Below are 13,498 nucleotides of genomic sequence, written 5' to 3' on the forward strand. Positions count from 1 at the left end.
GGTCTAACCTTGCCGGCTGGTTATAGGTAACAAAATGTACCTGGTGACCGCGATCTGCAAGGGCTTTACCAAGTTCAGTAGCAACAACCCCGCTTCCGCCAAAGGTTGGGTAACAAACAATTCCGATCTTCATTTATAGTTGATTTTCGATGCAAGTTTAACAGCAATTTATGGCAAATGTGTTAACACTGTGTAAAATCATCMTGACGATATCAGAAATCCGATGTTCTGTTTCGGATTTGTTTAAATGCACAGTTGTATTACCTTAGACCGGAATAAATTACCCATTAATTCATCTGCCATGAATAACGCTATTAATTTAACAATCAACGCCATACAGCACATAGGGATACCGATAACGGATCTATCCGCCTCGCAACAATTTTACAGCCGGCTTGGTTTCAGCAATGTAATGGAGGCCCCGTTTAAAGATAAGGGTGGTACCGGCACCTGCATTATGATGCAGCGCGGCAACATGATCATGGAGCTGTACCAGCTACCCCAAGCAGACCTGGCCGGGATAAAAGCCCGCGGCAACGGCCATATAGATCATGTTGCTTTTGATGTAAGCGATATCGACGAGGCTTTTAAAATAATATCCGAAGCCGGTTTTAATGTGATAGAACCGGCCCCGGTTTTTCTGCAATTCTGGAAAAACGGCTGCAAATACTTTAACATCACCGGGCCGGATGGCGAACGACTGGAGTTTAACCAGGTATTGTAGTTTGTTTACCTGATATAGATCTCGCCCGGTTTACCTGTAGGATGCGGCGCTCCCGGCACATGACCTTTTCTTGCACCGGGTTCCAGCGTCCAGATGTTGATCACATCGGGGACTGATTTGTTTTGCTGCTGCTTTTTGATCACTTCCAACTGGCAAATGGATGATGTGGCTACCACCAGGTTCATGTCATCTACGTAAAAACCATCTACAGCAAACCTAACATCTTCTTTTATATCCAACCAATCTTTAATTTCCTTAAACGACCGCGTTTTTATTTCAATTCCTTTTTTRAGGTTTATGAATAAAATTCCATCTTTAGAAAGGTTCCTGAACTGCGGCGGAATATTTTCGGTGCCCTTAAAAACGTTGATGGCCTCAATATCATTAGGGTTAATGTTTAGGCCGCTGCCAATAATATGGTTATTTATTACATACAACGGTGTTCGCTCCCTTGCATCCGGTAAGTGCCGGTAAACCGTATCTGTTTGCGCTATAGCAAGCACAGTGCTTAAGCAAAGCAGTATAGATGCAAGCCCTTTTTTAAATGCCGGGTAGCTAAGTTTCATCATCATAGTTGAATTTAATACAAGATGCAGTTATGCCTTAATTTCCATAATAATATTTTGTTCAATTCATTTGCACCAACTACAGCACATTAGTAACCCACCAGGTATTCCCAAACGGATCTTTAACCCCGGCACTGCGGCCATAGGGCTGGTCGGCTGGGGGCATAACACTTTCGGCTCCGTTATCAAGAGCTTTTTGGTAGGTTTCGTCGCAGCTATCTACATAAATAAACAGCCCGGCATTTTGTTGGGCATAGGTATCGGTACAGTCGGCAAACATAATGGTGCTGCCCTTGATATTTATCTCGGCATGCATAATGGTTGTTTCATCGCGCATGTGTTTATATTGCTCCGTGGCATCAAAAACATTTTGCATAAACTCAATAAATTTAGCCCCATCCTTTATAATAAGGTAAGGCATAATACGCTGATAATTTTCGGGGAGGTTTTTTACAGTTTCCATTTCGGTTTGTTTTTAAACAAATGTAGGGCGCCGGGTATAAGCAAAATTGTAAAAACCGGACATCTTTTAATTTAGGATTTTCGACTTTTAATTGTCACGGCCCCGGCGCGCGTTCTTCGACAGCTCAGGATGCCCTCTTTTTGACTTTTCACTTCAGACTTATAAACCCTTCCGCTTTCCCCGAAAAATAAAAGCCGGGATGATAGCCGGTAAAAGCCTTTACATCATGTATAAAATGCGATTGATCGTAGTATCCGCAGTCGAGCGCTATTTGTGTTAATGATTTGTTGCTGCTGTATTGTTGTATAGCATCATGCAGGCGCACCAGGCGCAGGTAAGTTTTGGGGCTAAAACCTGCATATTCCTTAAACCGCCTGTCGAACTGCCTTACCGATAGGTTAAATGCATCAGCCAGCTGTGCAACAGTTTTGTTTTGATTGGAATGGATTACCTGCCTTATAGAGGTAACTATGCGGTCGTCCTTTGGGGTGTTACGCTGTAACCTGTCTGTTAAAAAATCGCTTAAAATCCGGGTCCGTTGATAATTATCCGGGGCAAGCATCATATGCTCTTCCAGTTTGCGGCCGGGCCCGCCTAAAAATGTATCATAATCCAAGGCAAGGTTACTGGTCTCGCTACTGGGGATGCGGAAAAAGCGGGGTACAGCGAATGGATAAATATAGGCGCCAAAAATGCCAAAACTCTGCCTGGTTACAAACCTCCTGTACCTGCTTGATTGAAATTGAATACCCGACGGACCTGCATTGTGGCCGCTATCCGTTAGCTCATCAAAGGTGGCGCGGTAATGAAACACCATCTCGGTACAGCCATCGGCTATAGACCGGTAAACATATTCCGGCTCATCCGCTGTAAACTCATGCTCCAGCACCCAAAAAAACCTCACATAAGGTTTTAATATATCGGGTGGAGGGATGGTGTAGTAGCGCATTTTTGATTTCGGATTAACTTCGTTGAGGGCTTCGTCTGTTCAGATTTATTAATTTAAAATTAAGGTTAATTTTTGATTTTTAGATTGATAATCAAGCAATTTAGCATCCTTTCCCACGCCTTATTGCAAGAGCTAAAACCCGGGGACTCTGAAGGGAGAATGACTTTTTAAAAGATTTGTCATCCTGAACGATAGTGAAGGATCTATTCGCAGACTGTACAGGGCGAAGAAGCATGGCGGAGAGTAGATCCTTCACTATCGTTCAGGATGACAAAAGAGTTTTTTTTGCAAAAAACCTTTTAAAACACCATTCACTCCTTCAGCGTTTCGCGAAATTTTACTACTCACAATGAAGGATGGGTCAAGCGCCTGTATTCGCGGTTACATACCATTTTTCAAACTTATTCATCAGCTCTTCGGGTTTAACAGGTTTACTGATATAATCATCCATTCCCGCTTTCAAGCATTTTTCTTTTTCTCCCTCCAGCGCATTGGCAGTCAGGGCAATAATAACAGGCTGCTTTACAACTGTCCGGCGAATAATCCGGGTTGCCTCCAGCCCATCCATAACCGGCATCTGCATATCCATCAAAATCAAACCATAATCTTTTTGATTGGCTGCTTCAACGGCCTCTTGCCCGTTTTCAACAAGGTCGGGGTGGTAGCCCATTTTATGCAAAATATGCATAATCACATGCTGATTCATTTGGTTATCTTCTGCAATCAGTATAGCAAACGGAAACTGTCCGCAAAAATCAGGCGACAGTTTATTATGTACAAACGTTTCCTCCTGCAGCGGAGTGTAATGCTGTAACGCATTAAGAATCTGTTTGCTTAATATATGTTGCTTAACCGGCTTGGTTAAAATTGAAACAAAACGTTTACGCAAATCGCTTTTAAATTCTTCTCCAATAGAGCTCAACAGGATAATGGGAATGTGCTGATATTTTTCGCGGATGCGTGCTGCCAGCATCGCCCCATCCATACCGGGCATTTGCATATTGGTAATAACCAGGTCTGTATCCGCGTTTGCTGATAAGATAGCCAGGGCCTCTTGGCCGCTACCGGCTAATAGCGGTTTTAACTTCCAATGTTCAAACTGGTGTTTCAAAATGGTTAGGTTGGTTTCGTTATCATCAACCACCAGTATCGTCTTACCTTCCTGCTCGGCCATGCTATACAGGGTATAAGGTATCTGTACCCGTGTTGCGGCACGGGTATTAAGCGTAAACGAAAAAGTAGAACCATGGCCAGGCTTACTTACTACGCTGATCTGTCCGCCCATTAAGCCAACCAGTTTTTCGGAGATAGCCAGGCCTAAGCCCGTGCCACCATATTTACGTGTAGTGGATGAATCCACCTGCGAAAATGCTTTAAACAAGCGGTTTAATTTATCTTGCGGTATGCCAATGCCGGTATCCTGTATATCAAACCTTAATTCCATTTGTCCATCTAACCCCGTTTTTTCCAAATGAACAAATACACAAACCTGGCCCCGCTCTGTAAACTTCATGGCGTTGCCCACCAGGTTGGTTAAAATTTGCCTTAACCGTAAATGATCTCCCACAATTTGCAAGGGTACATTATCGTGTATTTGATAAACAAGGTTCAGCCCGGTTTTGGCGGCTTTGGTGCCAAAAATATCGAGTGCGTCTTCGATGCATTTCCGCAAATCAAAATCATCTGTTTCGAGCTCCAGTTTACCGGATTCGATTTTGGAAAAATCTAAAATATCATTAATCACATTTATCAATGTTTCGCCACAGGTACTAATGGTTTCGTTAAACATCCGCTGCTCTTCTGTTAAGGGGGTTTCTCCCAACAGGGCCGACATCCCTATCACCCCGTTCATAGGGGTGCGGATCTCATGACTCATAGTAGCCAGGAATATGCTCTTAGCCTGGTTGGCCTGGTCGGCATCATGGCGGGCCTTTTCAAGCTCCAGGTTAAATTTTCTTAATTGATGATTGGAATCTTCAAGGGCTTCTTCATTCCGTTTCTGTATTTCGTTATATTTTTTGAGTTGATATGCCCACAATCCGCAAATAAAAAATATCACAGCGGCCAGCAGAATATGGATAATAAAAGTCTGTAAATCAAAATAATCCAGCCGGCTGAAATAAATTTTGGTAAAGCCGGTGTTCTGCAGGTAACTGAAGATTGCATGATGCAAAACCACTACAATTACAATGGGAATCTGCAGTCGCCACTTTTGGTAGGTAATTAGTATGGCGCTGCTGATAAAAGCAACAAAATGCATTTCAAACAGCCCATGCATCTGGTAAATAAACTGGGCCATAAAAATACCTAATACCACACTTAATACGTACTGGTACAGGCAGGAATCGGGCAAGGCTATTTTTACAGAATAATAGGCCAGCAGCGAAAGCCCGCCCACCCCAATTGCTATCAGCCATGTATCATAGTACCAGGCAAATACCAATCCTCCCAAAAAATAACTTATCAGAAAGTAATTCATTAAACCATCTGATCTTTCTTTTACTTCAAAAAGAAAATCATGAACCGGGTTATTAGCAGCCTCAGGATAGTTGTTCATAATTAATACTTATTAATTGGTGCAATGCGGCAGCTGACAGCCATAAGCCCGTAATGCCAGCTGGTCAAAAACCATTTTAGCGTTATCATGCAGCAGGCCTTTTATTGCTATTTTGGCATAACTTGTTTTTTCGTCGGTACAATATCGGCTGCTGTTATAATTTCCTCTGTAATATAATTTATGCTGTGCATCTAACAGAACCGCCTGCGGCGTAGAATAAACTCCGCAGGTGGTGGCTATAGTCGTATCGGACAAAACAGGTATATTTAAATTAAATTTATCCTGTATAGCTTCAACAGTAAAGGTTTTTTTGCTCATCACAATCACTACAAAATCTACGTCGCTGCCATATTGTTTAGCCAGCGATCTGAAAGTTTTAATATTAAATCTTGAGCAGGGGCACTCCGGATTAAAGAAATGAAGAAAAAGAGGTTTGCTATGGTAACTGGTTAATGGTCCGCTTAATTTAATAAACTTACCCTGACTAACCGCTTTGTAGTTTTTAGGTACAGGAGTAGGTAATTGGTACACCCATTCGTTATACCAAAACAATACACCCACCGCGGAAAGAAGGATCATTAACCAAATTATGACTATCCACTTCCTCATCTCAGCCTTTCTTTCCGTATTAGTACGGATATATTATTAAAAGGTTGTAATCATTAAATTCTTCATTTTGGAATTATGATATTCAGATTTAGATATTACTCTGAGCAGCATCGGGAGGTACAAAACAATCCTTCATTTTGGAATTGGAATGTTCAATTTCAGATTAGGAAATAAGGGTTGAGTCTATGCGAAATTGTTGGCCTTCGCTCTGGAGGGGATAAAAGTGGATAAGGAGAGGAATTAGATCTGCACCTAATCCCCCTCACTATTAACTAAAGCTTGTCAAATATGTAATTTAACTCTTTACCCGTCAATACCTATTACAAAACTGTAAACAAGTTGTATAAATGTTGTATAAAAGTGTATAATAATAAGCTGTGGCTTTACAAAACTTATCCAATCTTTTACTATTCTCCCGGTATGGGCGTTAAAGGTAGTGGAAAGGGGAATGAACGGATATGGAAATAACTTCACAAGCAGCCCCGAGGGTATTTATAAGGATATGTTTTTCACGTCCTTTGTGCATGGTGCTGACAAGATCTTGCCGGGGTCCAAATTAAAAATCGAAATCCCTACATCCCCTTCCCTATTGCCTCATAAACCACATCCTGAATCCTTGGCCGTATGTTGAGGCTGCCCAATTTACTACTCACGCTTGGATGTACCCTGTTACTCAGGAATATATAAACCAGGTTGTACTTAGGATCGACCCAAACGCAAGTACCTGTAAAACCGGTATGGCCATAGGCCTGCGGCGATGCCAGCTTTGAAGGGTAATGCCTGTCGGCAATCGGGTCCCACCTGTCGAAACCCAACCCCCGCCTGCTAACCGGCGATTGTTTTGAAGTGAACAGGTCAACTACCTCAGGTTTAAAGTATTGTACCCCGCCGTAGGTGCCTTTGTTCAGCAGCATCTGGTAAAGTATGGCTACGTCATTGGCGCTGCCAAATAAACCGGCATGCCCGGCCACCCCGCCTTTAAGGGCCGCGGTAGGGTCATGCACATAACCATCCAGCAGGCTTTGACGGTACTCCTGGTCGTTTTCGGTAGGCACTATCAGCGCCGGGCTAAACCTATACAAGGGTAAAAAACCCGCGGTTTGCATTCCCAGGGGGGTGTAAAACTGCTGCTGCACATAAACATTTTCGGGGATGGAAGTAATGCTTTCTACCACCTCCTGCATAAACAGCATGCTTACATCACTATATACATATTGCCCAGGTGTTTTTATTGGGGAGTTTAGCATCTCAGGCAGCATAACATCCTTATAGTAGTCTTTCCGCAAAAAGTAATGCTCTGATACTTTGGTTGGATAAGCAGCTGACGAATCGGTACTATGATCCGATGGCTGCACCCTTTCAAAAGACTGAATATCCGGTATCAGTCCTGCCTGGTGCAGCAGGATCTCGCGTACCTTGATGTTGTTTTTATTACTCCTGCGGGCAAGCGGAATATAATCGCCCAAAGTGTTTTCTATACTTAATTTGCCCTGGTCGACCAGTTGCATGGCTTCAACCGTAGTAGCCGAAACCTTGGTCATGGATGCCAGGTCGAATATATCTGTCAGCTTATCGGGCACGGCATTTTCATAGGTATGGTAGCCATAAGCTTTGTTAAATATTACCTTGCCATCTTTGGCAACCAACACCACGCAACCAGGTGTAGCGCGCTGGGTCATGGCCTCGCGCGCTATCCTGTCAATCTCCAGTAAATTATCAGAATTAATACCTGCATCCTCGGGTACGCTGTATTGGAGCCTTATTTTATCGGAAACAAATCCCATACCCTTACTATAAACCGGCGAATAAGTTTTGGTTAACTTTTGGGTAATGGGGACTCCTCCAAATATTGCCTGGGCCGCATAGGACGCCGAAACAGATGTTACCCGCTCTGCCCATATCACGGGTACAGTAACATTATTCAGCTTGGTCAACATTGGGCCATAGCCAAATGCGGCTACTATTACGTTTTTTATTTTTTGATTGGTGCTGATAAAATCTATCAGCTGCGGGTTGCTCAAATCGGCGTCATTTACCTGTAGTATAATGGTATTGTACCATTTAAGGTCGGCAGCCAGGTCATTAAACGTTTTATTCCCTGTGTAGCCGTTACCGTCAAAAGCCTGTACCCTGGTATATTTATTTAACAGGCTATCAAAGGTTGCAGCATATTGGTTGGTAAAATGAACGCTGGCTATTTTAAGGTCTTCCAGTTTTTGTAGTGGAATGAGGTATTGGGCATTGTTGAGCAGAACGGTAGAATTTTGAACCAATCTTTCCTCTGCAACATAATTTTTACCAGTAAGGGGCGGGTTTTGCGCACAAGCCGTATTAAATAATGCAAACCCCAACAACACTAAGGAAACACAACCCCATTTATTTTTTATCATATACTTTTACTCCGTTTATATAGGTTTTAATCACTTTAACAGTTGGCAGTTCGGCTCCCTTTACTTTCATGATATCCTTATCCAATATCACAAAGTCGGCATATTTACCAGGTTCGATGCTGCCCTTTTCCTTTTCTTCGAAATTGGCTTTAGCGGCCCAAATGGTCATACCTTTTAAAGCTTCTGTCCTGCTCAAAGCATTCTCCGGCTGAAAACCGCCCGCAGGGAAACCCTTCAGATCCTTCCGCTCCACCGCAGAATAAAACGTATACATGGGGTTAATATTCTCTACCGGGAAATCTGTCCCTAAAGGGATCCAGCCATTCTGCTTTAATAATGTCTTGTAAGCATAGGCCGATTTTAACCTTTCGGCACCTAAACGTTTACCCGCCCAATACATATCTGATGTAGCATGAGTAGGCTGTACAGATGGGATAATGTTATTGTCGCCAAAGTATTTAACATCTTCGGGGGCTATTACCTGCGCGTGTTCAACCCTCCACCTCAAGTCATTTTTCCCTTTTAAAACCGAGGCGTAAATTTTCAGGATCACCCGGTTGGCCGAGTCGCCAATAGCATGGGTAGACATCTGGAAACCTTTTCCGGCAATCTTTTTGGCTACCTCCCCAAAGTGGGCCTGGCTGCTCAACAAAAAGCCGCTCCAGCTTTTTTTATCCGCATAAGGTTTTAACAGGCATGCGCCTCTTGAGCCTAAAGCGCCATCGGCATAAACCTTAAATCCCCTTACATTAAGGCCGGGGGTTTTAAACACGCCCCGTTTAAACAGGTAATCGTAATTCTCCTGCCTGTCGGCCAGCATTACGTACATGCGCATTTTTAATAATCCCTTGTGCTGCAGATCGGCAATGGTGCTGATCATGGTATAGGGTAATCCACAATCATCAACCGTTGTCAGTCCAACCGCGAAACAATTTTTTTGTGCCGATAACAACGCGTTCTCCACAACAGGGGCGGCTGGTTCGGGTATTTTGCGCATAACAATACCCATGGCATTATCAACCAATATACCCGTAAGTTTGCCATTAATGGTTTCAATTTCGCCGCCATTAATGGTTTGGCCGGGTTTTACCCCGGCAATATTTAAAGCTGCCTGGTTGGCAATTATGGCATGCCCGTCAACACGGCTAAGTATCACCGGCCTTACCGGGAACATGCTGTCGAGCCTGGCTTTATCCGGAAATTGTTTTTTTGTCCAATCGTTCTGATCCCAGCCACGACCTATAATCCAACCATCGGTGTTACGGGCAGAGTAAGCCCCCACCGAATCCACAACCTCGTTCCAGCTTTTGGTTCCATCAAGGTTTACTTCCTGTAAGCCAAGGCCATATTCATAAAAGTGGGCATGCGCATCAATAAAACCCGGATAAATGGCAGCCCCCTGTGCATCAATCACCTCATGTGCCAAATATTTTTGCTCCAGTGTATCGGCATTGCCAACGGCTACAATTTTACCATGATTTACCACAAATGCATTAGCAGTGGTAAAGGTGCTGTCGACGGTATAAACCAGGGCATTTTTTATTAAAAGATCGGCATTGTACTCTTTTTGTTTGCAGGCTGCAACCAAAAGCAACAGCGCCAGCAATAATTTCTTCATATAGATAGCTCCTTTTGAAGATGATGGATTAAGGAGCAAAGAACAAGGACGGGAAACCGGAACAGCTAATAATAAATGCTTTATGATCTTTGTCTTTGCTCTTTTATCTTTATTCTGTCATCCTGTTTATATACAATTATCAAATCATAAAGTTATGCCTTCAAATATTTAATTTAGCATCGAAAACGAAATTGAAGGGAATTTTTTTAAATGTCAGATATTATACAGCTTTTACCAGACGCCGTTGCCAACCAGATTGCCGCCGGCGAGGTGGTGCAACGACCTGCATCTGCAGTAAAAGAATTAGTTGAAAACGCCATTGATGCCGGGGCCAGCAAAATACAGCTCATTATAAAAGATGCAGGAAAATCATTGATACAGGTAATTGATGATGGCTGCGGCATGAGCATTACCGATGCCCGTATGTGCTTTGAGCGCCATGCCACCTCAAAAATACGTAAAGCCGAAGATCTGTTCGCCATCCGCACCATGGGTTTCAGAGGCGAGGCAATGGCATCCATAGCCGCCATTGCCCAGGTTGAGCTAAAAACCCGCCGCCACGAGRACGAGCTGGGCACCTGCATTTTTATTGAAGGATCAGAAGTGATAAGCCAGGAAGCATGCTCTGCTAATACCGGTACATCCATCTCTATAAAAAACTTATTTTATAATACCCCGGCCCGCCGTAACTTTTTAAAAAGCAACCCGGTAGAGATGCGCCATATCATCGATGAATTTCAACGTGTGGCCTTAGCCAATCCACAGATATTTTTCACCCTGCATCATGACGGGCAGGAGGTTTATCATTTGCCGGGCGCCGCGCTTAAACAACGCATTGTTCATTTATTCGGGAATAATTATAACCAAAGATTGGTACCGGTTGAAGAGAATACTACCATCATCAATTTACGCGGTTTTGTTGGCAAGCCCGAGTTTGCGCGCAAAACAAGGGGCGAGCAGTTCTTTTTTGTGAACTATCGCTTTATCCGCGATGCCTATTTAAACCACGCCGTGCTCACGGCATTCGAGGAGTTGTTACCTGATGATTGTTACCCTTTTTATGTGTTATTCATCGATATTGATCCATCGAAAATTGATATTAATGTACACCCTACTAAAACCGAGATTAAATACCAGGACGAAAAGGCTATTTATGCCATTATCCGCTCGGCAGTAAAACGTTCTTTGGGCAGATAYAACATTACCCCCAGTTTGGATTTTGACCAGGAGAACAGCATCGAGCACCTCATCACCCCAAAACCATTTGAGGAAATAGTTGCGCCTACCATATCTTTCAACCCGGATTTTAACCCTTTTGCTGCCGAGAAAAAAACACCCCGCGAACAGCACCCATTTTTAAGGGATAGTGGCAATTACAAAAGCAGCCCAATTCCAGGCAATTGGGATACCCTGTACGAAATCAGCAAAAAGGAAACCAGCCTGCAACAACAGATGCACGGGGAAAAAAGCATAGCAGTTGATGAACAGGAGGTAAGTAAGCCAAGTGAGCGACAATTGTTTCAGATCCACAACAGGTTCATCCTCTCACAAATTAAATCGGGCTTTATGCTGATAGGGCAGCAGGCAGCGCATGAGCGCATTTTGTATGAGCGTTTTTTACAGCAATTGCAAAATCACTCCGGGGTGAGCCAGCAGAGCCTATTTCCGCAATCGGTAACATTAAACGGAAGCGATTTTGAGTTATTAAGGGAACTTTTGCCCGATATAAAAGCGCTTGGGTTTGATATCCGCGAGTTTGGTAAAAACACGGTGGTTGTTGAAGGTGTACCCGCCGAACTAAACAATGTAGACGAGCATGAGCTGCTTGAGCGTCTGTTAGAAGGCTTTAAAAACAATTTGGCTATTTTAAAAGTAGATAAGCGGGATAACCTGGCAAGGTCATTAGCACGCAATGCGGCTATTAAAACAGGAACCAAATTATCATTAGAGGAAATGAACCAGCTGATTGACCAGCTTTTTGCCTGCCAAATGCCCAACCAGGCATTGAACGGGAAGCCCGTAATCAGTACCTTTACAATGACCGAATTAATGGAACGCTTTGAAAAATAGCCCAGGGGCTTTAATTATACTATGAACCAATACAGTCAATCACCATTTTCAAATATTACGCCGGTTGTAAAAAACCTGTTGATCATTAATGTTTTGTTTTTTATAGGAACGTATGTATTTGCCAGACTCGGAATAGACCTGATTACATTGCTATCGGCGTTTTATTTTAATTCGCCTTTATTTCATCCATGGCAAATTATTACTTACATGTTTATGCATGCCGGTTTTTCACATATTTTTTTCAATATGTTTGCCTTGTACATTTTTGGCCCAACCCTGGAGTATACCATGGGCTCCAAGCGCTTTTTGCAATACTATTTTATAACGGGTATTGGTGCTTTGGCCTTACAAATGCTGGTACAGGCCATTGAGGTACATGGAGTAATAGGCACTTTTACCATTGCCAACGGCGATCTTTCGCCATATGTTAACCTGGAGGGTTTTAACAAGTTAAGGGAAATATACGGCGGGGCAACTTTAGGTGCATCTGGCTCAATATTTGGGCTATTACTTGCCTTTGGGTTCCTATTCCCCAATGTGGAAATGATGATACTATTTATTCCCGTACCGGTTAAAGCCAAATATTTGGTTACAGGCTATATTCTAATAGAATTATTTAGCGGGTTTGGGCAGTTTGCAGGGGACTCTGTTGCTCATTTCGCGCACCTTGGTGGGGCATTATTTGGCTATATTATATTAAAAGTTTGGCGAATGGAACGACCAAACAATTTATATTAACAACAAGAGTTATCAATAAATAACGGTACATTTTTATGAGCACCCTTTGGCAAAATCTCCACTATAAAATGCTGCGGTCGGGCAATAAGCTCAACCTGCTCATTGGCATCAATGTAATTGTTTTCCTGGCTGTATATGCAACAGCTGTTATTGAGCAGTTTTTTACGGGATTTGGTAATAGCCTAATACTTTTTTACAGTAATGAATACCTGCTGCTTCCAGCCTATTTCCCAAAACTATTAACCCATTTTTGGACACCCTTAACCTACATGTTCATGCATGCCGGCATATTGCATATCCTGTTTAATATGTTGTGGCTATATTGGATGGGCCAAATATTTGAAGAGTATCTGGGCAACAAACGCACTATAGGCTTATACATTATGGGGGGCCTGGCCGGCGCCCTGGCCTATTTATTATGCTTAAATTTTTTACCGGCGTTTACCAATATACATGCGGCCATAGGAAGTACAATAGTTGGTGCATCGGCCAGCGTTATGGCCATTGTTGTAGCTACAGCTACTTTATTACCTAACTACGCTATATCATTAATGTTTATTGGCCCGGTAAAATTAAAATGGTTGGTATTTGTTATCCTGGTGATTGACTTTTTGGGCACCGTTGGTCCAAACGCGGGCGGGGAAATAGCTCACCTGGGCGGGGCATTGTTTGGGTTCATCTACGTTAAACAGCTTCAAAAGGGGCATGATTGGATTACATGGATAGCCAGTTTATTCAAATCAAAGTCAAAATTAAAGGTAGTACATAATATTACCGGTAAAAACAGCATAGAGTATCCCCGTCAGGACGAAAT

General features: G+C 43.0%; 12 protein-coding genes. 4 read left to right on the plus strand and 8 right to left on the minus strand.

The features are described 5' to 3' along the window. Positions 1-133: glycosyltransferase (locus tag AC1DPZ_RS13060; RefSeq protein WP_477403999.1), on the minus strand; the 133-nt coding region annotated here is incomplete at its 3' end. A gap of 168 nt (positions 134-301) precedes the next feature. Between AC1DPZ_RS13060 and AC1DPZ_RS13065 the strand changes: the two genes are divergently transcribed. Further along, positions 302-724: a VOC family protein gene (locus AC1DPZ_RS13065; protein ID WP_477403977.1), complete on the plus strand. Its 423-nt coding sequence runs from the start codon at positions 302-304 to the stop codon at positions 722-724. A gap of 5 nt (positions 725-729) precedes the next feature. Here AC1DPZ_RS13065 and AC1DPZ_RS13070 read toward each other — a convergent pair whose 3' ends face one another. The 7 genes from AC1DPZ_RS13070 to AC1DPZ_RS13100 all read right to left on the minus strand — a co-directional run bounded on the left by AC1DPZ_RS13070 (position 730) and on the right by AC1DPZ_RS13100 (position 9,876). Further along, positions 730-1,296: a hypothetical protein gene (locus tag AC1DPZ_RS13070; RefSeq protein WP_477403979.1), complete on the minus strand. Its 567-nt coding sequence runs from the start codon at positions 1,294-1,296 to the stop codon at positions 730-732. Positions 1,297-1,369: 73 nt separating this feature from the next. Continuing rightward, on the minus strand, positions 1,370-1,753 hold the full coding sequence (locus tag AC1DPZ_RS13075) for a VOC family protein (RefSeq protein ID WP_477403981.1): 384 nt from the start codon (positions 1,751-1,753) through the stop codon (positions 1,370-1,372). A 148-nt stretch (positions 1,754-1,901) separates the two neighbouring features. Further along, the gene (locus tag AC1DPZ_RS13080) at positions 1,902-2,702 is read right to left on the minus strand and encodes a helix-turn-helix domain-containing protein (protein ID WP_477403983.1); all 801 of its coding nucleotides are present in this window, start codon (positions 2,700-2,702) and stop codon (positions 1,902-1,904) included. A 361-nt stretch (positions 2,703-3,063) separates the two neighbouring features. Further along, positions 3,064-5,259: a response regulator gene (locus tag AC1DPZ_RS13085; protein WP_477403985.1), complete on the minus strand. Its 2,196-nt coding sequence runs from the start codon at positions 5,257-5,259 to the stop codon at positions 3,064-3,066. Between the two features lie 12 nt (positions 5,260-5,271). Beyond that, complete coding sequence (locus AC1DPZ_RS13090; RefSeq protein WP_477403987.1) at positions 5,272-5,838, minus strand: peroxiredoxin family protein; 567 nt, start codon at positions 5,836-5,838, stop codon at positions 5,272-5,274. Between the two features lie 602 nt (positions 5,839-6,440). After that, positions 6,441-8,258 carry a serine hydrolase domain-containing protein gene (locus tag AC1DPZ_RS13095; RefSeq protein WP_477403989.1) on the minus strand — a complete coding sequence of 606 codons (1,818 nt, stop codon included), beginning with the start codon at positions 8,256-8,258 and terminating at the stop codon, positions 6,441-6,443. After that, a complete protein-coding gene (locus tag AC1DPZ_RS13100; RefSeq protein WP_477403991.1) occupies positions 8,245-9,876 on the minus strand; it encodes an amidohydrolase in 1,632 nt (543 codons plus the stop codon). The genes AC1DPZ_RS13095 and AC1DPZ_RS13100 overlap by 14 nt, the downstream gene beginning before the upstream one ends. A 210-nt stretch (positions 9,877-10,086) precedes the next feature. Between AC1DPZ_RS13100 and mutL the strand changes: the two genes are divergently transcribed. The 3 genes from mutL to AC1DPZ_RS13115 all read left to right on the plus strand — a co-directional run. Beyond that, positions 10,087-11,946, plus strand: a complete 1,860-nt coding sequence (gene mutL / locus AC1DPZ_RS13105) for a DNA mismatch repair endonuclease MutL (protein WP_477403993.1) — start codon at positions 10,087-10,089, stop codon at positions 11,944-11,946. Positions 11,947-11,967: 21 nt separating this feature from the next. Then, the gene (locus AC1DPZ_RS13110; RefSeq protein ID WP_477403995.1) at positions 11,968-12,684 is read left to right on the plus strand and encodes a rhomboid family intramembrane serine protease; all 717 of its coding nucleotides are present in this window, start codon (positions 11,968-11,970) and stop codon (positions 12,682-12,684) included. A gap of 35 nt (positions 12,685-12,719) precedes the next feature. Further along, positions 12,720-13,498, plus strand: a 779-nt coding sequence (locus tag AC1DPZ_RS13115; RefSeq protein WP_477403997.1) for a rhomboid family intramembrane serine protease, incomplete at its 3' end; no start/stop codon positions are given.

Source organism: Mucilaginibacter sp. P4_G9, from assembly GCF_056400985.1.

What these genes read in the sequence shown, in the direction of transcription:
- AC1DPZ_RS13090 (WP_477403987.1), bottom strand. Translation starts at nt 5,838, where the DNA reads ATGATCCTTCTTTCCGCGGTGGGTGTATTGTTTTGGTATAACGAATGG.
- AC1DPZ_RS13080 (WP_477403983.1), bottom strand. Translation starts at nt 2,702, where the DNA reads ATGCGCTACTACACCATCCCTCCACCCGATATATTAAAACCTTATGTG.
- AC1DPZ_RS13110 (WP_477403995.1), top strand. Translation starts at nt 11,968, where the DNA reads ATGAACCAATACAGTCAATCACCATTTTCAAATATTACGCCGGTTGTA.
- AC1DPZ_RS13075 (WP_477403981.1), bottom strand. Translation starts at nt 1,753, where the DNA reads ATGGAAACTGTAAAAAACCTCCCCGAAAATTATCAGCGTATTATGCCT.
- AC1DPZ_RS13085 (WP_477403985.1), bottom strand. Translation starts at nt 5,259, where the DNA reads ATGAACAACTATCCTGAGGCTGCTAATAACCCGGTTCATGATTTTCTT.
- AC1DPZ_RS13065 (WP_477403977.1), top strand. Translation starts at nt 302, where the DNA reads ATGAATAACGCTATTAATTTAACAATCAACGCCATACAGCACATAGGG.
- AC1DPZ_RS13095 (WP_477403989.1), bottom strand. Translation starts at nt 8,258, where the DNA reads ATGATAAAAAATAAATGGGGTTGTGTTTCCTTAGTGTTGTTGGGGTTT.
- AC1DPZ_RS13100 (WP_477403991.1), bottom strand. Translation starts at nt 9,876, where the DNA reads ATGAAGAAATTATTGCTGGCGCTGTTGCTTTTGGTTGCAGCCTGCAAA.